General features: G+C 61.0%; 21 protein-coding genes, 1 tRNA gene and 2 pseudogenes. 11 read left to right on the top strand and 13 right to left on the bottom strand.

Annotation, left to right across the window (positions count from 1 at the left end; all coding sequences use genetic code 11):
* The first annotated feature begins 31 nt into the window (after positions 1–31).
* Positions 32–958 carry an NADP-dependent oxidoreductase gene (locus LB552_RS09105; protein WP_224604215.1) on the top strand — a complete coding sequence of 309 codons (927 nt, stop codon included), beginning with the start codon at positions 32–34 and terminating at the stop codon, positions 956–958.
* 66 nt (positions 959–1,024) lie between these two features.
* Here LB552_RS09105 and LB552_RS09100 read toward each other — a convergent pair whose 3' ends face one another.
* Positions 1,025–1,300, bottom strand: a complete 276-nt coding sequence (locus tag LB552_RS09100) for a DUF1153 domain-containing protein (protein ID WP_006203587.1) — start codon at positions 1,298–1,300, stop codon at positions 1,025–1,027.
* A gap of 253 nt (positions 1,301–1,553) precedes the next feature.
* Between LB552_RS09100 and mnmA the strand changes: the two genes are divergently transcribed.
* On the top strand, positions 1,554–2,744 hold the full coding sequence (gene mnmA / locus LB552_RS09095) for a tRNA 2-thiouridine(34) synthase MnmA (protein WP_224604212.1): 1,191 nt from the start codon (positions 1,554–1,556) through the stop codon (positions 2,742–2,744).
* An 18-nt stretch (positions 2,745–2,762) separates the two neighbouring features.
* Here mnmA and LB552_RS09090 read toward each other — a convergent pair whose 3' ends face one another.
* Complete coding sequence (locus tag LB552_RS09090; RefSeq protein WP_224524457.1) at positions 2,763–3,728, bottom strand: Gfo/Idh/MocA family protein; 966 nt, start codon at positions 3,726–3,728, stop codon at positions 2,763–2,765.
* A 252-nt stretch (positions 3,729–3,980) separates the two neighbouring features.
* Between LB552_RS09090 and LB552_RS09085 the strand changes: the two genes are divergently transcribed.
* Positions 3,981–4,057, top strand: a tRNA-Met gene (locus LB552_RS09085).
* Here the strand turns inward: LB552_RS09085 and LB552_RS09080 are convergent.
* Together LB552_RS09080 and LB552_RS09075 are read right to left on the bottom strand one after the other, a co-directional pair.
* Positions 4,014–5,642, bottom strand: coding sequence for a recombinase family protein (locus LB552_RS09080; protein ID WP_224604722.1), 1,629 nt, complete (start codon positions 5,640–5,642; stop codon positions 4,014–4,016). The genes LB552_RS09085 and LB552_RS09080 overlap by 44 nt on opposite strands.
* Before the next feature lie 413 nt (positions 5,643–6,055).
* A complete protein-coding gene (locus LB552_RS09075) occupies positions 6,056–6,634 on the bottom strand; it encodes a hypothetical protein (RefSeq protein WP_224604187.1) in 579 nt (192 codons plus the stop codon).
* Positions 6,635–6,754: 120 nt separating this feature from the next.
* Here LB552_RS09075 and LB552_RS09070 point away from each other — a divergent pair, with 120 nt between their 5' ends.
* A complete protein-coding gene (locus LB552_RS09070) occupies positions 6,755–6,994 on the top strand; it encodes a helix-turn-helix domain-containing protein (RefSeq protein WP_224604184.1) in 240 nt (79 codons plus the stop codon).
* Here LB552_RS09070 and LB552_RS09065 read toward each other — a convergent pair.
* Positions 6,985–7,188, bottom strand: a complete 204-nt coding sequence (locus LB552_RS09065) for a helix-turn-helix transcriptional regulator (protein ID WP_224604181.1) — start codon at positions 7,186–7,188, stop codon at positions 6,985–6,987. The genes LB552_RS09070 and LB552_RS09065 overlap by 10 nt on opposite strands.
* 120 nt (positions 7,189–7,308) lie before the next feature.
* Positions 7,309–10,356, bottom strand: a complete 3,048-nt coding sequence (gene traA / locus LB552_RS09060) for a Ti-type conjugative transfer relaxase TraA (protein WP_224604178.1) — start codon at positions 10,354–10,356, stop codon at positions 7,309–7,311.
* Positions 10,357–10,528: 172 nt separating this feature from the next.
* On the opposite strand from traA, the gene LB552_RS09055 reads away from it, so the two are divergent.
* From LB552_RS09055 to LB552_RS09045, 3 genes are all read left to right on the top strand, one after another.
* Positions 10,529–10,855, top strand: a complete 327-nt coding sequence (locus LB552_RS09055) for a conjugal transfer protein TraD (RefSeq protein WP_224604175.1) — start codon at positions 10,529–10,531, stop codon at positions 10,853–10,855.
* Position 10,856: 1 nt separating this feature from the next.
* Positions 10,857–11,111: a conjugal transfer protein TraD gene (locus tag LB552_RS09050; RefSeq protein WP_224604172.1), complete on the top strand. Its 255-nt coding sequence runs from the start codon at positions 10,857–10,859 to the stop codon at positions 11,109–11,111.
* Between the two features lie 214 nt (positions 11,112–11,325).
* Positions 11,326–12,033, top strand: coding sequence for a phosphatase PAP2 family protein (locus LB552_RS09045; RefSeq protein ID WP_224604171.1), 708 nt, complete (start codon positions 11,326–11,328; stop codon positions 12,031–12,033).
* Positions 12,034–12,041: 8 nt separating this feature from the next.
* Here LB552_RS09045 and LB552_RS09040 read toward each other — a convergent pair whose 3' ends face one another.
* A complete protein-coding gene (locus LB552_RS09040) occupies positions 12,042–12,572 on the bottom strand; it encodes a DUF2127 domain-containing protein (RefSeq protein WP_224604168.1) in 531 nt (176 codons plus the stop codon).
* On the opposite strand from LB552_RS09040, the gene LB552_RS09035 reads away from it, so the two are divergent.
* On the top strand, positions 12,563–13,105 hold the full coding sequence (locus tag LB552_RS09035; RefSeq protein WP_224604165.1) for a phosphatase PAP2 family protein: 543 nt from the start codon (positions 12,563–12,565) through the stop codon (positions 13,103–13,105). The two genes, LB552_RS09040 and LB552_RS09035, sit on opposite strands and share 10 nt — an antisense overlap.
* 1,058 nt (positions 13,106–14,163) lie before the next feature.
* The gene (locus LB552_RS09030; RefSeq protein WP_224604162.1) at positions 14,164–14,400 is read left to right on the top strand and encodes a hypothetical protein; all 237 of its coding nucleotides are present in this window, start codon (positions 14,164–14,166) and stop codon (positions 14,398–14,400) included.
* Positions 14,401–14,585: 185 nt separating this feature from the next.
* On the opposite strand, the gene LB552_RS29845 is transcribed toward LB552_RS09030, so the two are convergent.
* Positions 14,586–14,906 carry a cytochrome b/b6 domain-containing protein gene (locus tag LB552_RS29845; protein ID WP_411965751.1) on the bottom strand — a complete coding sequence of 107 codons (321 nt, stop codon included), beginning with the start codon at positions 14,904–14,906 and terminating at the stop codon, positions 14,586–14,588.
* Positions 14,907–14,951: 45 nt separating this feature from the next.
* Between LB552_RS29845 and LB552_RS09020 the strand changes: the two genes are divergently transcribed.
* Both LB552_RS09020 and LB552_RS29765 read left to right on the top strand, forming a co-directional pair.
* A complete protein-coding gene (locus tag LB552_RS09020; RefSeq protein WP_224604746.1) occupies positions 14,952–15,185 on the top strand; it encodes a hypothetical protein in 234 nt (77 codons plus the stop codon).
* Positions 15,182–15,412, top strand: coding sequence for a hypothetical protein (locus LB552_RS29765; RefSeq protein ID WP_224604744.1), 231 nt, complete (start codon positions 15,182–15,184; stop codon positions 15,410–15,412). Before LB552_RS09020 ends, LB552_RS29765 begins: the two co-directional genes overlap by 4 nt.
* 125 nt (positions 15,413–15,537) lie before the next feature.
* Here the strand turns inward: LB552_RS29765 and LB552_RS29760 are convergent.
* From LB552_RS29760 to LB552_RS08990, 5 genes and pseudogenes are all read right to left on the bottom strand, one after another.
* Positions 15,538–15,630 (bottom strand): annotated as a pseudogene (locus LB552_RS29760) (hypothetical protein); the annotation flags it as partial.
* A 328-nt stretch (positions 15,631–15,958) separates the two neighbouring features.
* A pseudogene (locus tag LB552_RS09005) lies at positions 15,959–16,408 on the bottom strand (vitamin K epoxide reductase family protein); the annotation flags it as partial.
* A 688-nt stretch (positions 16,409–17,096) separates the two neighbouring features.
* Positions 17,097–19,193 (bottom strand): ABC transporter permease, encoded by a 2,097-nt coding sequence (locus LB552_RS09000; protein WP_224604131.1) that lies wholly within the window; start codon positions 19,191–19,193, stop codon positions 17,097–17,099.
* The gene (locus tag LB552_RS08995) at positions 19,190–20,371 is read right to left on the bottom strand and encodes a quaternary amine ABC transporter ATP-binding protein (RefSeq protein WP_411965749.1); all 1,182 of its coding nucleotides are present in this window, start codon (positions 20,369–20,371) and stop codon (positions 19,190–19,192) included. The genes LB552_RS09000 and LB552_RS08995 overlap by 4 nt, the downstream gene beginning before the upstream one ends.
* Positions 20,371–21,315, bottom strand: a complete 945-nt coding sequence (locus tag LB552_RS08990) for an ABC transporter substrate-binding protein (protein WP_224604129.1) — start codon at positions 21,313–21,315, stop codon at positions 20,371–20,373. The genes LB552_RS08995 and LB552_RS08990 overlap by 1 nt, the downstream gene beginning before the upstream one ends.
* Positions 21,316–21,340: the final 25 nt, after the last annotated feature.

The raw sequence follows: 21,340 nt of genomic DNA, 5'->3' as shown, positions 1-21,340 counted from the left end.
GCGGGCACATTCACTCGAACAGGAGACGTTCATGCGTGCCGTTATCCAGACTTCCGTCGGCGGACCCGAGGTCCTTTTCGTGGCCGAGCAGCCCGACCCCAAGCCCGGCCCCGGTGAAGTGCTCGTCCGCGTCAAGGCGGCGGGCCTCAACCCGGTCGACGGCGCCGTGCGCGGCGGGTTCTACCCGCTGCTCGGCGAACCGCCTTTCATCCTTGGCTGGGACATTTCCGGGACCGTCGCGGCGCTCGGAGGCGGCGTGACCGCCTTCAAGGTCGGCGACGAGGTGTTCGGCATGCCGCGCTTTCCCAAGCAGGCCGGCGCCTATGCCGAGCTCGCCGCGGCGCCGGTGGACGAGATCGTCGCGAAACCTGCCGCCATCGACCATGCCCATGCGGCTGCATTGCCGCTGGCCGGGCTGACGGCCTGGCAAGGCCTCGTCCGCCATGGCGGCCTGCAGGCAGCACAACGCGTGCTGGTTCACGCCGGCGCCGGCGGCGTCGGCCATCTGGCGGTGCAGATCGCCAAGCCGCGCGGCGCCTGGGTGGCATCGACCGCCAGTCCGGACAAAACCGACTATGTCCGCTCGATCGGCGCCGACGAGGTGATCGACTACACCAGGGACGATTTCACCGGGAAGGTCGGCAATGTCGATCTGGTGCTGGACCCGATCGGCGGCGACCACGCCGATAAGTCGCTGGAAGTGCTGCGTGACGGCGGCGTTCTGGTGTCGCTGCTCGACGTACACGACTCCACCAGGGCGAAGGCCAAGGAGCGGAACATCCGCGTTGAACGCATGTCTGTGGTGCCTGATCGCGAGGGCCTCGCCGAACTCGCCAGGCTGGTCGAGGCCAAAAAGCTGATGCCGCATGTGGCCAAAGCTTTCCCGCTCGACCAGGCGGCGGCCGCCCATGCCTTCCTCGCGACCCGACCCATCGGAAAGGTCGTGCTGACAGTTTGAATAGAAGGCCGCTGCAAAAGCGAAGGGCGCGGAGTCCCGCGCCCTTGCTCGTTTTCGGCCGGCAGCTTAATGCCGGTATTGCTGGATTCGCGTGGTGCGCAGCCCGGCAAGGCCGTATTCGTCGATCGATGCCTGCCAGGAGAGAAATTCTTCGGTGGTGAGCTTGTAGCGCTGGCAGGCTTCCTCAAGGCTGAGCAGGCCGCCGCGTACAGCGGCGACCACTTCCGCCTTGCGCCGGATAACCCAGCGCCGCGTGTTTGTCGGCGGCAGATCGGCGATGGTAAGAGGGCTGCCGTCGGGCCCAATAACATACTTGACTCTAGGTCTAACCAGATCGGTCATCGTACTCTCTACTAAAAACTCAAAGACCCAATCCCCGCCACAGTACCGTCACAGCTTTAAAAATTGCCTAAGCGAACCCTAATGACTAAGTAAGGATCGTGAACGCCCGGTTAGGATTTCGTTTAGAATTTGAAACACCGGCCTCCGGGCCTTGATTTTGCCGGTGAATTCGTCTTGGCCGCAAGCTGGCGCATGCGTGGCGCTTGACCTATATTCCGGCCATTGGCATTGAGCGCCGCACAGTGAAAGCATCATGAACAGCCTCGATCTCCCTCGCCGCCCCGAAGAAACCCGCGTCGTCGTCGCGATGTCGGGTGGTGTCGATTCCTCGGTGGTTGCCGGCATCCTCAAGCGCGAAGGCTATGATGTCGTCGGTGTGACGCTGCAGCTTTACGACCACGGCGCGGCCACCCATCGTGCCGGCTCCTGCTGTGCCGGACAGGATATCGATGACGCGCGTCGCGTCTCGGAGACGCTCGGCATCCCGCATTACGTGCTCGACTACGAGGAACGTTTCCGCAAGGCGGTCATCGATCCCTTTGCCGAAAGCTATGTCGCCGGCGAGACCCCCATCCCTTGCGTGTCCTGCAACCAGACTGTGAAGTTTGCCGATCTTTTGGCGACCGCCCAGGATCTCGGCGCCGACGCCTTGGCCACCGGCCATTACATTCGTTCGCGCGCCAATGGAGCGCATCGTGCGCTTTACCGGCCGGTCGACGCCGATCGCGACCAGAGCTATTTCCTGTTTGCCACCACGCAGGCGCAGATCGATTATCTGCGCTTTCCGCTCGGCGGCCTGTCGAAGCCGCAGGTCCGCGTCATTGCCGAGGAAATGGGCCTGACCGTCGCCGCCAAGCAGGACAGCCAGGACATCTGCTTCGTGCCGCAGGGCAAGTATTCCGACATCATCGCCAGGCTGAGGCCGGCCGCCGCCAATCCCGGCGACATCGTCCATATCGACGGCCGCGTGCTCGGCCGCCATGAAGGCATCCTGCGCTACACGATCGGCCAGCGCCGCGGCATCGGCATCGCCTCTGGCGAGCCGCTCTATGTTGTCCATCTTGACGCCGACCGCGCGCGCGTCATCGTCGGCCCGCGCGAAGCGCTGGAGACGCACAAGATCTATCTGCGCAACATGAACTGGCTGGGCGACGGACTGTTGTCGGATGTTCCGGCCGGCGGGATCGAGCTCTTCGCCAAGGTCCGCTCGACCAGGCCGCCGCGTCCGGCCGTGCTGCATCACCGCGACGGCGTGACCTCTGTCGAGCTGGCCGACGGCGAGTCGGGCATCGCGCCGGGGCAGGCCTGCGTGCTCTATTCCGACGACGGTAACGAGGCGCGTGTCTTCGGCGGCGGCTTCATCGAGCGCTCCGAGCGCGGCGCCGAGGCCGAGGCCATGCTGTCCCGGCTTGCCGCCAGGCCGGCGCAGATTCCCGCTGAGTAAATTCTCGATCTGATTGCTTTATGCAGACGAGCCGGTATGGATCACCGTGCCGGCGGTCAGGATGCGCAGCACCCTTATCGCTTCCTCGCCGTCGGTGCGCGGTTCGGCGCGCGTCTCGATGCATTGCATGAAATGAGCAAGCTCGCGCGTCAGCGGCATGCCCTCGCCGACGGCCACATAGGCAGGCTCGTTGGCGGTGAAGGCCCACTGGCCGCTGTCCTGCCACACCGCGTGGCGGTAGACGGCAAGCTTGCGCTCCCAGGGCTCGACGTCGTCGAACACCGCCATCGCCTTGGTGCCGACGACCGTCAGCCGCCGCTCGCGATAGGGATTGAGTCGCGAGGCGAAGAGATGGCTGCGCAATCCGTTCGGGAAGCGCATATGCAGATGCGCGAAGTCGCTGAGATTGTCGAGGAGTGCTGCCCCCTCGCCCCTCACTTCGATTGGCTCGGTGCCGGTGATGGCGAGGATCATCGACAAATCATGCGGCGCAAGGTCCCAGAGAGCGTCGTTCTCGGTATGAAACTTGCCGAGGCCGAGCCGGTGCGAATGGATGTAGCGCACCTCGCCGAGCTCGCCATTGTCGATCAGCGCCTTGAGCGTCTCGAATGCGGGATGAAAGCGCAACACATGGCCGACCATGAAGATGCGGCCATTGTCCTTTGCCGCCTTCACCGCGCGCTCGGCATCGGCGACCGTCAGCGCGATCGGCTTTTCCACCAGCACGTCCTTGCCGCTTTCGACGGCCCGCACCGCGGTGTCGGCATGGAATTGCGGCGGCAGCGCCATGACGATGGCGTCGATGTCGTTGCGCTCGAACAGCCTGTCCGGCTCGATTGCCAGGCAATCCTGCTCGCTGGCGAAACCTTCGGCGCGGGCGCGGTTGGCGTCGGAAACGGCATGGAGCGCGCCAAGCGCCTTGAGGGTGCGGATATGGTTGCTGCCCCAGTATCCGCAACCGAGGACGGCGATGCGCGGCTTCATTCGCTCAACTCTAGAATTTCTTGGCCGAGACATAACGACGTGCCCCGCCGAACTCAACCCCGGGGCAGGCCCTGAGTGTCTGTCCGGCAAAGCTTTTCTGGGATGAGATCATGACGGCCGGATTATGCCCACATGTCGGCCGCTTCGAAGCTTGACAGGCCCACCCTCCCAACCTTATATCCGCGCGACCTTGGCGAACGCCTTGAAACAACCCGTCCGTCCGGGACGGTTTTTCGGGCCATTTGCCACCCTGGCGGGGTAGCTCAGTTGGTTAGAGCACGGGAATCATAATCCTGGGGTCGGGGGTTCAAGTCCCTCTCCCGCTACCACCATTCCCCCCACTCCTTTGACGCCGTGGGGGTAGGCACGCTCGCCCAAGAGTGCCGTCAGCCGACCGGCGATTTCGACTTCAACCCCGCCAGTTCTCGACGGATCTCGAAACACCGTGACGGTTTCGACCAGGTCACGCATTGCCTCTGCGCATTCGAAATCGCCAGAAGCAATGCCCTTGGCAAGCCCGGACTGAAGTTGATTCAGTTGTTCCTCGTAGCGGGCGAGCACCGCAGGGTGCAGCGCGATCACTCCGGTCGCAGCGGGTACCTGATCCAACTCTCCCAAGATGCACTTGCGCTCTTCATTCAGTGTTGTCGATTGCGGTCCAAGTACAGCTGGGTCGGCGTGGCCTTTGGCGATGGCGTTGACCAGCCGCTCGATCTCCCGAGTTAGCCCTTCAAGCCGACGCTCCAAACGGGTGCGCCTGGCATCGGTATCGGCTGCCAAGCGCTTCCGTTCTTCGTGGTAGGTTTGGACGTATTGCGCAATCACTTCGGGATGGCGCAACTCGGCGGTAAGCCCGTTCAGAACTGCAGTTTCGACCGTATCCAAATAGAAGGTCTTCGGATCAGCGCATATTCCGCTTTCTGTCGCGGCCGAACAGCGGATGCGAATGCGCTTGGACTTGTCCATGCCTTTTGACGACATTCCCGCACCACAGGCACCGCACCTCAGGAGCCCAGTCAGCATATGCCGTGGTCGGCGTTGATGGCTTGGATGGGTGGTTGCACGCGCCTTCTTGCGTACTTGTGCTGCGTCGAACAGGTCGGACGAAACAATGGCGAGCTCCGGTACTGCGACTACTCGCCATTCACCCTTGGGATTTGGACGCGAGACACGTTTCCCTGTATCAGGATCCTTGATCATTCTGACCCTGTTCCAGATCAGGCGGCCAGCATAAAGTTCATTGTGAAGCAGCCCCGTCCCTCTCTGCACATTTCCGTTGATGGTAGATGCATTCCAGGTTCGGCCGCGGGGCGGTGGTATGCGGTCGCTATTGAGTTTGTGGGCGATGTCGCGCGGGGTCTGACCACCGACATATTCCCTGAAGATACGACGCACGATCTCCGCTTCGTCCTCGGCGATTAGCCGCTTTCCGGGGTCGCCGAGCACATAAGAGTAGCCATAGGTCAATCCACCGGCATGGAGTCCCTTGTTGACTCGGCCGGCCTGGCCCCGACGGACTTTGTGAGCGATGTCCTCCCGGTAGAGTTGGCCAACAAGACCGCGTAGGCCGACCAAGACCGTGTTCACTACGCCTTCGTGGACTGCACGAATCTCGATGCCGAGAAATGAAAGGCGCTTGTGAATGCCCGCGAGGTCTTCCATGTCGCGCGAAAGCCGATCAAGTGCCTCTACGACGAGCACGTCGAATTCATGCTCACGCGCTCTATCCATGAGCTGAAGCAAACCGTCACGGCCCAGGACGGAGCCGCCGGAGCGTGCTCGGTCGTCAAACGTTGCGACAACGTTCAATCCCTCGCGTTCTGCATAAGCTCGGCATAGCGCGAGTTGATCGTCTATCGATCGCTCATTCTGGAGGTCGGTTGAGAAGCGTGCGTAGATCGCGGTCCGATTCATGGTGAGTTTTCTCGGCCTGTTCTCGCGCATGGTCTTCGCGGGCCGCTTGGCGAGCGAGAGCGCATGCAAGGCGCAGAATCGCGCGGTCGGGTGCCTTACGCAAGACCCGCTTAAGGGACTTCACCACCATTGCAGGAACAGCTTGCGACGGGGCAAAAATAGCGGGGGGCGTCGTACCTCGGATGATAGCAGTCGGCAGGATGGTTGCCGGCTATCAAGCATCCCTAGAAAACGTAGCTCGTCCATGTCTCGCAAGATGCGCTCATGCGCGAGACAAGGTAATTCGCCGCAATAGGCGCTCGCAGAAATGGATAGGAAAACGCGCTATTGGGACATACTTCGCCCTGATCCCCTACCCTGGCTCAAGCCTATCGTAACGAAAAACTCCGGTTAGGACGGGGACAGAAGGACTCCTATCCTGAGCTGACGCCAACGACAGGCGCCTCCCCCAAGCACAGATTAGAGGCCCGCTTTTCCAGACCGACCAGATCGGTCGCCATCTCCTGATAGCGTCTACAGTCCGCGTGAACAACTGATCGATCAGGTCGTTCGAACGGCAGGCACCCAGCGATTTTCTTCAAGTCATCAAGCACCGAAGCAATATGCGGCCACGGAAAGTCTGTTGGATCGTCGATGTCGCGATCTGCGCCAGCGATGATTTCGAGCTTGGCGACGACGCCAAGGAGCGACCGCGCCTGCACGCGGGGTATTTTGTCTTGAAGCTTCAAGGCAGCAGTCGTGGCCTCGACTTCCGCCTGGCAGGCGATCGAATAGCCGACCTTCTTATCCATCGCGTCCTGGGCCGCGGCGTCGAGAACGCGGCTCTCTAGACGCTGTTGAAGTCGGCAAAGCACGTGCGAGACATGCTGCGCCCGCGCCCAATCTCGCAACAGTAGAATTGCGGGGTCTGCATCAGGCAACCGGTTCAACGTATTGGCAGCCTTGCCATTCGTGACGGGAGGCATAGTCGTGCTATGGTCGGAATCAGCCATGATCCGAGCTCCGCAAAGCTTAGGCGTGGTCAGACCTGCCGGACGTGGGTGCACCACTTCCAACGGTCGTTTCCTAAAACAAGCATATTTGCGCTTTTTGCGCAACAGGGCATTTGAACAATGAAGGTAAGTGCGGCCCAAGTTCGCGCGGCGCGTGGGCTTCTCGACATTTCTCAGCAGGGACTGGCGGATTTGTCCAAGGTAAGTTTGAGGACTATCGTGCAGTTCGAACGTGGTTCGAAGCCCGCATCGGAATCAATCCTGCAAGCACTGAAGCTATCGCTCGAAACTGCTGGGATAGAGTTTATTCCAGAGAATGGCGGCGGCCCTGGTGTTCGTCTGTCTCGCAGTCAGACCTGACGCTCCGTTCGCCATGCAGCCGGATTGCCCACCCATCTATTGATTTCCGATTCCCGCCAACCCGCCCCGTTTATGCTGATCTTGATCTGTGCCGGGAACGTGCCTTCGGCGATCTTGCGATAGATGGTCGAGCGGGACAGGCCGGTTCGGGCAAGGACGGTTCTGAGACGTACAATACGATCTGGCTCGGGCATAGCTTGCCTGCTCCTTGGTGGCATCTGCTGGAACCAGACAGGACGGCTAGCGAGGGAACGCAACAAGGTTCGTCGTCTCGTCCGTGGGTGGCGTATAAACGGCGGCGGATTGGCCAGGTGTCACAGCCCGATGCCCCGTCCCATGCTGATGCCGTGGTTGAACATCAGTTCCACACCCAGGCGCCGGCCGGATTCAACCTGAATGCCGAGCGCCTTCTTATGATTGGCGAGCAGGGATTCCAGTTGCGGATCGCGTTCGAGGCTCTTGGCCATGTCCGACATGGCCGTTCGCGTTGACTTGTAACCTGACATGTCGCCGGCCTGGTACTGGCTGCGGCTCGTGCGATCGAGCTGTTGCCAACGCTCCACGAAACGATCTGCGCGGCGGCTCGGATCGTTGTCCAGTCCGGTGCGGATCTCGGTTTCAACCTCAAGAGCAAGCACGATGCGATTGACCCTACCGGCCGCCGCCTCACGAGCCAGCTCGGGATTTTTGACGTAGGCCGCTTCGGCATCGCGCCAACCATACGGCCGCACCTTCTCGAACGCGCTGCGGGCATCTCTCAGTTCGCGCATCTGCCCGGGACTGCCCTGCCCCTCCGCATTTCCGCTGCGCGAGATCGCATCAATTGCACGCGCATGGCGCACAAGCGCCTTCGTGCGAGCGCTGCGCAACGCCGCTTCCGCGTCCACCGGCGCATCCGTCTCGCGCTGCGCTCCCCTGACGGAAGTATCTGTCCGTGGCGCAGCGCCGGCATCGGCGCTCAGCGCTCCAACATTCTCCCTTCCCGGCCTCCGCCCACTGTCGTGCTCGGGCTCGGCGTCTCCGGGCGAGCGCAATCCGTCCAACAGTCCGCCGATCCTGTCGCGCAGCTTCTCCGGAATGATCCGTCGCACGATCTCGACCACACGCTGCCGGAAGGTGATACCGCGCCGCTCGGCATAGCTTTGCGCCGGATCGGCTTGCTCATAATCCGACGCCATGTCCTTGGCACGGTCGCGCGACAGCGTGCGGAAGAGCCCGTCGCGTGTGGCAAAGTCGTCGCCGCCGTAATGCAAATCCATCCCGTCTCGATGTCGCGACAGGCCGACATAACTGCTATGCGCATCCATGCCTGGCGTCGCCAGCACATGGGTGCGGTCAACGGTCATGCCCTGAGCCTTGTGGAGGGTCGCGGCATAGCCGTGGTCGATGTGGGCATAGTCTTTCAGGTCGAACCGCACTGACCTGCCGTCGTCGGTGCGGGCCGTCATGCTCTGTGCGCTGACCTCCTCTACAATGCCGAGCGTTCCGTTCTTGACGCCGAGTCCGCGCTCGTTGCGCAGGAACATGACCCGGTCACCGGTGGCGAAGTTTCTCGGGCCGCGTTCCACATTCACCTGAACGTCGTCGTCGAGATCTCCGGCAGCGCGCATGCGCTCGCGCGCTGCCTGGTTGAGCGCGCGCACCTCGTCGTTTGTGTGGGTGAGGATGATCCGGCTTGCGTTTGGTTCTGCGTGCCGGTCGCGGTCCCAGCGCTCGACGAGCTCGCTGCGCGCCTCATCGCGCGACGCTGCCTGGTGCACCATCCCTCTGTCTTCGTAGGCGCTGATCGCAGCGCCGATCCTGCCGGTTGCAAGATCGCGTGTGGCGTCACGCTGCCAGTCCTCGCGCTGCCGGCGCACCTGGCCGATCTCGACGCCGCCGTGACGCTCATGCAGGGAGCGGAACGCAGCGCCGGCTTCGATCGCCTGCAGCTGCTGCGGATCACCAACCAACACAACTTTTGCGCCGACGTCCGCAGCATGGGAGAGCACGCGCTCCAACTGGCGCGTGCCGACCATGCCGGCTTCGTCGATTACCAGGACATCGCGCGCGGTGAGCAGATCGCGGCCCTGTCCCCAACCATGTTCCATGCTGGCGAGGGTGCGAGACGAAATCCCCGACCCGCTTTCGAGATTCTCGGCCGCGATGCCGGAGAGTGCCGCACCTCGAACCTCGTAGCCCGCTGCTGCCCATGCCTGGCGCGCAACGCTAAGCATGGCGCTCTTGCCGGTTCCGGCGAAGCCGACAACGACACCGAGACCGCGGCGATCGGTGATGTGATCCAGCGCATCGGTCTGCTCGCCTGACAGGACGAGCCCGCGTTGTTGTGCCCGGGCCAAAGCTGCCTCTCGATCCAGATCACTCACCGCATGGCGCTCCGCCCCTGCCATGCGTTCCGCCGCGCGATGCAGACGCTGTTCGGTCTCGATCATCTGCCGGGTGGTGAAGCGATCTTCGCCGCGTCCGTCCTTGCCCAGTTCGACCAGGTCGGGCGCGCTGCCGATGGCTGCCACGACCGCGTTGAACTGCTCCGCTCCGTCGCTGTGCCGATGCGAAAACTTCGCAATGTCTTTTCGGGTGAAGGTCGACTGCTGATGCGTGATGGCATCCAGCGCCAGGTTAGGATCCTCAATGATCCGCGCGCCGTTGTTGCGCGCGATCTCGCGGTGCAACTCGGCGCGATCTGCTTCAATACCGGCAGTGTCGAGGCCACTGTCCTCAATGCGTTGAGCCGGCCCACCGATCTGGGTTTGCGGCTCCAGGGAAATGCCCTGGGCTTCCAGACTGCGATGATCGATGCGGATGTCTATATCGAGTTCGGCAAGGCGCTTATTGGCCAGCTCCGCCCATCGCTCGCGCCAGCGCTCGACCATATGGGTCGCATTCCAGTCGCGCACCTTTGCGCCAAAACCCTTCTCATCGACCGACCGCATGGTGAGCATGACATGGGCATGCGGCTTTGGACTGCCATCCTCTCCCCTGTCCCAATGCACGTTGAGATCGGCGACCATGCCCTGGCTGACAAACTCGGCTTGCACAAAGTCGCGCGCCAGCTCGATGCCCTGTACCTGGCTCAGTTCGCGCGGCAGAGCAAACTCGACCTCGCGGGCAAGCTGGGCATCCTTCCTGACCTCGAACGCCTCGACATCGTTCCACAGCCGTTCGCGGTCGCGCCAGGCCTGCGGTGCATTCTCCGGCAACATCACTTCGGAATGGACGACACCTCGTTTGGCTGAAAAGTCATGGCTGCGTTCGATCCGCTCGTCGCGTAGCCGCGAGGCCGACCGGTAGGCGGCCGAGGCCACAGCACTGCTCCCAGCCTTGCGGCCAATGACTTTGACGTGAAGATGATAGATCGCCATCGCGACCAGATCATTTGCACGTCAAAGCGCACGTCGGCACGACGTATAAGCGCGCCCTCCCTCGGAAAAATCTCGGGATGGACCAGCCCGTCCCCGGCTGTCTCGGCAACCCTGAAGCCTTCCGGCGGACGCTCCCCTATCATCGTCGCATTGACAATCAATGGAGACAGCCATGCGTAAACCACGGGATTTTGACGCGGAACTGAAGGCACTGGACGACAAGACGCGGGAACTCAAAACGCGCAAGGTGCAGCAACTTGGCGAGCTGGTGATCGTCACCGGCGCCGATCAACTCAGCACCGACGAACTGGCCGGGGCGCTGGTCGCAATCGCCGAAACGAAAGAGACTGCAAAGCGTGAGGCATGGGCCGAGCGTGGGGTGATGTTTTTCGAGAGCCGGTCCCGGCGAACTGCTCCGGCATCTGGAAGCAACCGGCGCAGCGCTCCAGGGCACCAAGGCAGCCCGCAATCGCCGGCGGGCGGCACGGGCTCGGCATGACATGCGGACTTGGCAAGTCGAGCGCCGCAAGCGCACCCGACATCTGATTGAGCTCGGCGGTCTCGTCGTGAAGGCAGGCATCGTTGAGCTAACCAATGACGATCGTGCCGTCATCTATGGCGCGATGCTTTGGATCGCCGCCGAGCTAAATGGCCATCAACGTGAGCATGCGCAGGACGTCTGGTCCGCGAAGGGAAAGGACGCCTTCAATGCGGAACTGCGTGAAGACCAGAAGAGCCAGCGAACATGGCGGTAGTCGGCGAGCGGCGGCGATGCAAAATCGTACATTTGGTGACAACAAGCCGGCGGGGCTTTGCCAAGCCGAACAAGCCGTCGACTGGCTCTGCTTTGAGCATCAGACGGAGGGTGCGGCGCTTCTGTAGGCGGTCTGCTGAAGGAACCGGAGCAGTGGGACGGCTGTTCCTGTCGGTCGTCAACAGCAGCGACTATAGAAGCGACGAGGCCACCAAATGGACGCTAAATTGCCTTCATCCTCCGATGGCATTCTCCGAGGTTTTCACCGCGATGGTATGTGGCTGATCGTTTCGCTCTTCGGGGCTGGCAGTCTTCTCCTGAGCTTCGGTCTTCTCGCGGAGGAAGTCATTGAGGGCGACACAAGGGGCTTTGATCGGGCGGTGCTGCTGGCGTTCCGCAACGCCGGTGATCCCAGCAATCCGGTTGGGCCTCCGTGGCTCGAAGAAATGGGACGCGATGTCACCTCCCTCGGCAGCTTCGCGTTCCTGGCCTTCGTGTCGGTCGCTGCAGTGGGTTACCTGCTGATAACAAGGGAACGCTGGTACGCCGCGCTCGTGGCCCTCGCCGTGGTCGGAGGGGAAATCATCAGCACTCTCCTCAAGATCGCGTTTGACCGGCCAAGGCCGGATGTCATTCATTCCGTAAGGGTCTTCACGGCGAGCTTTCCAAGTGGCCACGCTATGCTTTCAGCAGTGACCTTCCTCACGCTCGGAACCCTACTCGCCAAAGCAAACCCCGATCGTCGGGTCAAAGCCTACTTTATCTCACTCGCCCTATTCCTGACGGTCATGGTTGGATTGAGCCGGGTGTATCTTGGCGTACACTACCCCACCGATGTCCTCGCCGGCTGGTGCGTTGGTTCCGCATGGGCAATTTTATGCTGGTGCTTCATCAGATGGGCTGAGGTGAGGCGAAGCAGATAGCTCGCTGATCATGCTGGCCTGTGCCGTCTCATCACGCTCCACTCGTGCCAGATCAGCACCACAACAACTGCGTCAAACACTGTCAGGATCAAGAGGCCGGCAGAGTGGGTGTAGGACCAGCGGTAGACTTGGTAGATCATAAATGCCCCGAGCGCCACGAGTGAAGCCGGGTACGACCATAACTTCCCCCTCAGAAGGCCGGCAACCAACAACAGCTTAATCAGGCCGTGGCTGAGGAGGTAGAAGGCATAGAACTCCTTGCTGGCGACCGAGAACTGACCCGCCATGTGCGACAGATGGCCCGCTATGAAATCGTTCGGGTCTTCGATCAACTCCTCCTGGGTGACGGCATTGACCCATGACGCAATCGCGCTCGTGGTGACGAAATAGAGTAGGACACCACCAAGGCATTCGATCAGGGCGTGAGCGCCCTTGAGCCAGACGCTGACTTCAAAAATCTGATGGATGCGGCGCTCGTCGACTTCTCTCACAATCACCTCGCGGTCCACAACAACGGAAGCAAGAACGAATGGATGCAACCCTCACTCACTGGATCAACGCGGCGGCCGGGCTTCACCCACTGCTCGACAGGGCAATGATCGGCATCTCGCAGATTGGCGTTTCCTTGATGGTGCTGGCCGTGGTGCTGCAATGGTGGGCGAAGGTCGACCGCTACCACGTCAGACACGCGGCGCTGTCTTCGGGACTGGCGTTCCTGCTCGGGCTTGCTATCAACCAGTTCATCCTCGTTTTCGTGCATCGGATGAGGCCATATGATGCTGGCGTGACACATTTGCTGATCGCCCCCAGCGCCGACTGGTCGTTCCCCTCGGATCACGCGACTGCGACCGTCGCTATTGTTGCGGCGTTTGCGATGCAAGCTCTGCCGCGCCGGACGCTTGCCTTCGCTGCTCTGGGGTTTGTGGTCTGCTGGTCGAGAATTTACATCGGAACCCACTACCTCACTGACGTAATCGGTGGTGCCGCCACGGGCATCATCAGCGCAGTCGCGGTGCGGTTGGCATACCGCGAGAACTCTCGGCTGGACAGGCTGGTGACCAATATCCTTTAGAGCCGACCTTACGGAACGGTATTATTGTCCGGTGGACCTTTCTCGAAAATGCGAGCGAATGAACCACTAAGCCAAGATTTTTCCTTGACGTTTCCGATGCTGAAGGACGTCTATCACGATCCACGCGGAACAAGCCTTCCTGGCCAATAGGCGGCCCAAATAAAGGGCTTCGCAATCGTCAGCACTCATGGCTCAAAATGGACGCACCGAGGGCGAGACGTAATCTGTACGAGCCGCGACATAACCGGTCACCAGATTCTGCGGATTGTTCTGGTATCTGAAATGCCAGTTGTCCGCGCCTAACTGAGGCGATTTCCCTCACTGGGTGGCTGGTTGCGATGCGGGCTAGGTCACCGGCGATCCGACGCTCATCAGCCCCCTTGAGGAGGGGCGGGGGATCGCGCTGCATCAACTGTCGAGTTCGACCCCTCGGATTTTTGGGCGAGTTTGAAACCGCTTGGAACCATCATGTACCCACCGCGTTGGCGCTTGGGGAACTCCAAGAAAGCGCGATCCAAATGCAGGGACAATCCGAAGCGGTGATCGCACGTGCCCTGCGCAAGCTCATCAGGACCGAGGCAAACCGGCGGGATATTAGAAAACTGCTGGGCTTAGAGGTGGACCCATCCCTTACCAAACAAGAGGTCTCCTTGCTTGACCAGTTAGAGCGGGCGGAGCAGGCCAAGTTCCCAGAATTAGGGCGGATAGCCTAGGCCTGGGCCATTTCCAGCTTGGACCGTATAGTCTCGATGGCCGTGAATATTGCCTCGGCGGCTTGCCGGTCCAACGCTATGTCCAGTAAGCCTTCCCTCGTCAGGATTGAGAGGATGCCAATGTGTCCCTCATCATCCTTAACGGTCCCGACATGGATTTCGGTAGGCACGAAGGCCGAGCCTTTTCCCTGCGGTTCATCGTTCACCTGTGTTAACGGGGGCGGATGACAATCGCGCAAACCGCCCATGTGTTCAAGCGGGATTAGGTTGTTGAGGTCGCGAGGCCCTCCGCCTCACGCTTGTCGCACTGCTAATGCAGACTGGTCGAAACTGGGAGTATCAGAGATGGATACAGCGGAGATGCAGGCAATCGCAGACACTCTTATGCGTGTCGTGACGCCGGACATGACACCCAAGCAGTTGATAAAGGCCGTCAAGGCTCAGCATCCGAAGGTCTCGAAAAAGGATGTAGTGAGAGCGGCCTTTTTCTCCATCATCGCAAACGCCGAAGGGGAACACGGCAAGGTGAAGAACCTACAAGCGTTCGCTATAGCCGAGCGCACCGCCGACGAGGCCGCCTGAGAACTAGCCAGATGAACGCCGCATCCTTGCCAGTGACCTGCCGCAGGGCCTTCAAGAGCGCCTCATGCAAATCCTGTAGGGACCTGTAGTGGTCGCACTGGGGCGAGATGCGCGGCCCCACGATGCTATGATGCTGCGCCTCGGCCGCCATCATGAATTGCTCCAGCTCCGCCTCGGATAGCTGCTTAGGCTTGTTGCGTCGAACCATTGCGACCTCCTGTTGAGCGTCGCCCATCTAGGACCGAAGCGCCCGCCGATCGCACAAGCCAATGCGCTTGCCGGACGGGAGCCTTGGTGACGGCACGAACGACCAGCCGCAGGAGGAGGATGCAGAATACCGTCACGCCGATGGAAATGTGTGTGGGAAGCCAGGTCATCGCGATCACGCCCGCCCCCTTCATAGGGCCGAGGACGACGACAGCCTGCCAGGCCAGAGCAGCCGCCATGAGCCAATGCAGCAACCTGATGGCGGGGTGCCAGCGCGCAGTCAGGTGCTTCTCTGTCATCGCGGTGCGCAGGCTCCTCCTGCCCGGACTGGAAGTAGGCGCCTGATGTCCTTCATCGCCCCCAAGCTCATAGAGATCTTTCTCCTTCCGTCCAACCTTATCGCTATCTTCGGATTGATCGGGCTGGCCGCGGCTCTGTTCGGCAGGCGCAAGCTCAGCCGGACGTGTCTCATCGGCTCGGCGCTGCTGCTGGCTATTTGCGGCTGGAGCCCTTTAGGTATGGCCACATTGATGGAATTGGAAAATCGTTTTCCAAACGCGTTATCGACGGGCCCGTGACTTGCATTGTCGTGCTCGGTGGGGCCGTCGACACCCATGTCAGCGTCGATCGCCAAACTCTGGCGATGAATGAGGCGGGAGAACGGCTAACCGAAGCCGTGGATCTCAGCCGGCGATATCCGGGTGCTCGCATGTTCCTGTCGGGCGGTGCCAATCGTCGGAATCCGGCCACTGGCCATTTTTCCATGCGCGAGTTGGCGCAGTATCTCACGCAGATCAACTCGTGACCGGCACTTCGTGCCTCAGACCACATACCGATCCCATGAGCCATAGTGTTCTTCGCTCTCTGTCCGCGCGGCAGGCCGAAGGCGATCACGAGGAGCCCGGCAACAACATCGTTCCAGGATGAGCCCGCGGTTGCGCCGGCGAGTAGCCATGACGCTCCGATCAGCCATAGTCCAAACGGCAGGTTGAGGAACCGGAGCGGCCGTGCCACTTCTGCCATGGCGCAGACTGCTATCGTGATGATCATGGCGCCGGCGAGGTGATCGCTGTTTGCGATGGCTCCTTCGGTGCCGAAAGCCAACCGCGACAGCATGAGCCAGGCACCGACAATGCAGCTCGCTAACAATGTCCAGGAAACCGTCACAACCGCGGACGGCGGCTGCAGATTGCGCGGCAAACGCGGCGGAGAAGCCCGGATCCTTCTTGTCCGCACCGCCGTTCGGCTCCGGTCCCCCTTGGAAGAAGGTGCGCCAGAACGGACGAGCCTCACGGGTGCTGCGCACGATATACTGGCCCATCGCCACCACTTCATCGAGCGTCAGCGGGATCATGATCAGCATCGCGAGCGCCGCGATCAGGCACAGTGTGGAGTATGTGCCGATCACGATCGGCTGAATGATGATGAAGAAGATCGAGACGCCGCCGAGCGGCACCACCAGGATGAAAAAGAATGTTACCATCCACGGCATGGTCGGCCAGCGGGTAGCCGTGCCCATGGCGCCCATCAGGGCTTCGATCGTGTAGGCGGCGGCGCCTAGTCCAGCATCCGGGATCGGCCAGGCGCGGAAGACATCGGAGGTGATGATGAATTCCGTGCCGTTCCTGCCATTCCCGCCGGAGAAGAACGGCTCCCAGACCGATCCGACTTGCCCGAGTTGGTAGGCGGTAAGATAGCGGGCGATAAGGAAACCAAAGAAGCTGAGTGCGATGATCGGCAGGCGCTGCAACCACGAAGACGGCGAGTAGCTCCAGCCGGGCGGCACCGTGCTCTCGTCCATCATGCCTTCATGACTTATGCCCGGCATCATCGGGACGAGCACCGAAAAGACGATCGCCAAAGCGCCGACGACCGTATCGTTGATCGTGGCGGCCGCGCTCGGCGTCCAGAAGAACAGGGGCGCGAACAGGAGCCAGAGACCGACGACAGTCGTTCCCCATTGCGCCCAGGCAAATCGCGGCGACAGGGCAAGGGAGCCGAAGAGCATCAGCAGCAAGCCGCAAGCGACGTCGCTCCAGCCAGTGAGCATATCGCGTAACGCTGGCTCCCATAGTCCACGCTCCTGTGTGACGTCATGGACGGCGCCGGCTCCGGCGGGATCGAAGAGCGCAAGCGGCAAGGGGCTTGTCAGAAGCCAGGCGCCGAGGACTATGACCAGGAAATGTGCCCAGAGCACTTGCTGGCCCATTCCGGCCATATCCATCATGTGCCCGGTCTTCATCTCTTCATGTTTCGAGTGGGCCGCATTGGCCCGCTCCCTCCGCCATCGCTGTTGCTAGCGCGTTGAATCGCCAGCAAGTTTTACAATTCAAATCATCTAAGCCCCCATTACGCCCCACATTTTGAAGTGGATGTAGCGGCTCGTCCCTGGATGTTATTGGACCGTTGAGCGCGCTATTCATGGGCTAAACCGCGTCGCCAAAACCGGGATTGAAGGTCGGTGAGGCATCGCGGGCGGCATCCTCTGCTCAATGTCCGTCTGCAGGCCCCGCATAGACATAGTTGCGATCATACCATCCTCGAATTGTGCGATCTGCCACCATAGCAACCAGTGCAATTGCCAAGCCTGATGTGAGACCGAGGCCAGCGCTGGCATTGCCCAGCGCAATATAAACTTGTTGGCCGAGATCTTTGGTACCGACCAGCGCCGCGACCACCAGCATGGACAAAGCGGCCATGATGGTCTGATTGAGACCAAGCATTACGTTAGGCATGGCCAGTGGAAGCTTCACCTGGAAAAGCAGTTGGGTGGGGGTGCAGCCACATTGTCGGCCCGCCTCGACGCAGTCGGCGCGTACGCCGCGAATCCCGTGCTCGGTGTATCGGATCGGGGGCACGATCGCGTAGAGCATGATCGCTACCAGCGCCGTGAGTTCGCCCACCTTGAAGAACATCAATACCGGAATCAGGAAGACGAACTGGGGCATCGTCTGCAGCGCGTCTTGGACAGGCCTCAGAACTCTAGAGACCGTGTCGCTGTGCGCCGCCCAAACGCCAACCATCCCGCCGATCGCGAAGCAAAACAGCACCGCGAGCCCGCAGAGATACGCCGATCGGATAAAGGGTTCCCAAAGACCCGTCGAGAGTATGAAGATGCAGACCGCGAGGGCAAACAGGCCGACTGAGCGGCCTGCACATCGCCAGGCCAACGTAACGATGAACGCGACCGTGGCTGGCCACGGGAACGTGGAAAATCCGAAGAAGAAGTAGAGCGCGGCAACCATAAGGGCAAAGGCCGGCCGCCAGCCAAAACGCAGTTCAAGTACAGCGGCTACAACCGCGACCGACACCGCGTATATGGCAACGATGGTCGGAGTAAGCGCAAACCCCCAGGACATTGGCGTGACAGCGCCCACCATCCCAACTCGAAGCGGCAGGATGAAATAGTAGAGGAGCCCGTTCTTGAACGCCTCGATCGGCCCGTCAAATCGACCTACCAGCTGCAGGACCCAACGATTGAGCACTTGGGGGTCAAAAAGGCCCCGGGGCGGCCAGACGGACGGCGTGACGCTTGCTCCGATGATGTGGGCTAGCAACGCGCCCATCAATGCAATGGCGATAACTGTCGACAAACAGCGCGCGGTTAGCCAGGTCGGGCGAGAGACTGCAGTACGAGTAGCGAGACCCAGGGTGATCCGGTCCATGAGCATGGCGAGCAGCGCGATCGCCAGGCCGGACAGCAAACTCTGGCCGAATGCAGCCGACCGCATCGAGGAAAGCACTTCCCAGCCGATGTCCGCAAAGCCGCCAATGATCGAGGCGATGATCATTATGCTGAATGCCGCCATTGTAGTCTGGTTGACACCGACGAGAAGTTGAGGCGCCGCCGTCGGAACCTCCACGAGCCAGAAGCGCTGTCGTTGGGTGCATCCGCTCATCAGACCAGCCTCAGATATCTCGGTTGGGACGCGTTCGAGGCCCAGTATCGTGTTCCGCACCATGAAAGGAATTGCGTACACGACGCTCGCAATTAGCCCGACCACCGGACCGAAACCAAACAGCAGCAGCAACGGAATAAGATAGGCGAAAGCAGGCATCGTCTGCATGACGTCGAGGGCAACGTTGATGGCGGCCTGCGCCCCCTTTACCCGATGCCCAAGTATGCCAACGGCGAATCCGACTATAACCGAGAAGGGGACGGCCAAGAGCACGAGCGCCAGCGTGTTCATACTCTGAGGCCAGTAGTTCGTCGCCAGAAGATATCCGAACGTGGCGGTCGAGAAGATGGCCAGGCGATAACCACCAGCGCGCAGCGACACCGCGCCCACGATGACGATCGTAGCTGGCCACGGCAGCCACTGGAGGGCGACCTGGAAAACCACCATCGGCCATTGGAGCAGTGCGGAGATGGCGCGAAAGGCCGGCTGAACCGCGTTTGTGATGACTGCGCTCCAGGCATCCACCCATTGGGCGATCGGAGCGACCCAGTTGACAGGATAGACGGCTAACCACGGCAGAGTTCCGCGCAACGCCAGGCAAGCAGCCGCAAAAAGGCCTGCGGCCACCCAAACAGGAAGGCCCGCATCCCAGTGCCGGAGCGACAGGACTGGCGAGAATTCTTTCAATGTCGCCGTTCCCTGTCTCGTTGAAGGATCTGCAGAACTGCCTGGGAAACGATTGCCCCCTGCGGCTTTCCTTCAGCACTGACTACTTGGAAGCCGGTGACGCCTTGGGCAACTCTCGCAATGAGCTCTTCCAGGCAAGCGGTGCCCAGCACGTTCTCCACACACGGTCCGCCATCGAGATCATTCTGAACCGCGATGTCGGCCGCGCGAAGCTCTCGTACTAGCGATATGTCCTCGACAAATTGCGCCACATAATTATCCGCGGGCGCTCGGAGAATATCCGCCGGCCGACCGATCTGTATGATCTCTCCATGCCGCATGATGGCAATCCGGTCCGCTAGGCGGAAGGCCTCCTGGATATCATGCGTGATAAAGACGATCGTTTTGCCAAGCTTCCTCTGGAGCCTGAGGAATTCGTCCTGCATCTGCTTTCGGATCAGCGGGTCAAGCGCCGAGAACGGTTCGTCGAGAAACCACAGACCCGGCCCGACCGCCAGCGATCGCGCGATCCCCACGCGCTGTTGCTGACCACCCGAGAGCTGATGCGGAAAAGACAGCTCGCGACCTTCGAGGCCTACCAGGGCTATCATCTCCTTGGCCTTCGCGTACCGCTCTCTCGCCGGCAAGCCTTGAACGCGGAGCGGAAAGGCAACGTTGTCGAGAACGCTCAGGTGGGGGAGCAATCCGAAATGCTGGAACACCATGCCCATTGCGCTCCGGCGCAGCTCGGTAAGCCGGCGCGGACTAGCGGCTAGCAGGTCCTCCCCGTCCAGGAGCACCTGGCCGTGGGTAGACTCGACGAGGCGCGAGAGGCAGCGAACCAGGGTGGATTTCCCCGAGCCGGACAGCCCCATGATGACGAAGATCTCGCCGACATGAACGTCAAAGCTGGCGGATACGACTGCAGGAACCTGTCCCTCCCGCCTGAGCCGACCGCTAACCGCAGCCTTGTCCCCCGAAAACAGTCCGGCTGCCTCATAGGAACGCTCAGCGCCCAGGCCGTATATCTTCCACAGGTTCCGGCAAGACAGCTTTACGGGATGCTGCGGTTCCGCCTCCATGGTAGCCGCAAAGCCATTAATGCCAGCGGCAAGTTCATTCCCTGTTCGTCGGTCGCCAGAGACCGACTGCTGTCCGGGCGGCTCCGCAGCCGCCCGCTGGCCTTGCAATTGTCGCATCAACGAGTGGCTTCCCGCACCCAAGGCTGCCAGACGTCCTTATTATGGTCGATCCAGCTGTCGACGACGGCGTCAATGCTCTGACCCTTCTTGTCGATCGCCAAGATCATTTGCTGCTGGACCTCGGCCTTCTCGCGGAAGGCTTTGAGGAATTCATAAGCGGCTGGCCATTTGTTCTTGAACCCGGACCAAACGACCTTGTGTACCTCTGGAGGATTGATGCAGTGGTCGTTGTCTTGAGACTTGCAAGGCGGAAGCTTCACCCAACCCATGTCGGCCTCCGCGAAGACGTAGTGCGGCGCCCAGAACATCATCAACAGGGGTTTCTTTGCCGCCAGGGCGGCTTCGAGCTCGGCGACCATCGCCCCCTCCGAGCCGCCCGGAACGGTGGTTAGGGGCAGATTGTTGTCCTTGATTATTTGACCGGAGCGCGAGCCCCAGTCGGCCGGGTAGTCCAGCACGCGCCCGTTCGGAAAAGTGTCTGGCGTGGTCAGTGCCTGTACACAGCCGGGCTTGGTAAGAGCGGTCCAATCCGGCAAGCCCGGGCAGACGTCTGTCATGTACTTGGGATAGACCCAGCCTTCTTTCGTCTCGAGGCCGAGCTGGCCGATATCCTCGACCTTTCCTTCCTTCAGTACTATTGGGAAGATGTCGCCAACGTTGTTCATCCATATTTCGAGCGTCACGTCGAGTGTGCCGTCCGCCAGGCCAGTGAACTGCGGATAGCCCCCTGCCGTCACATACTCGACTTTGTAGCCCATATGCTCGAGCAGCTTTCCTGCGATGCGGGTGGTCACGTGCTGTCCGGTCCACTCGGCCATGACGATCTTGATAGGTTCGTCTTTGGCGCCCATCTCGGCGGCTCGGGCCGAGTTTGCCCCCAGGGCGACGAGGATCACCGTAAGTGAGGCTGACGCGAACTGCAAAAACGCTGACTTAAACATGCTCTTTTTCCTTTTTATTGCTGTT

This window comes from Mesorhizobium sp. CA7, assembly GCF_020165015.1.
Taxonomy (GTDB): domain Bacteria; phylum Pseudomonadota; class Alphaproteobacteria; order Rhizobiales; family Rhizobiaceae; genus Mesorhizobium.
This window is presented reverse-complemented; position numbering and strand designations above follow the sequence as displayed.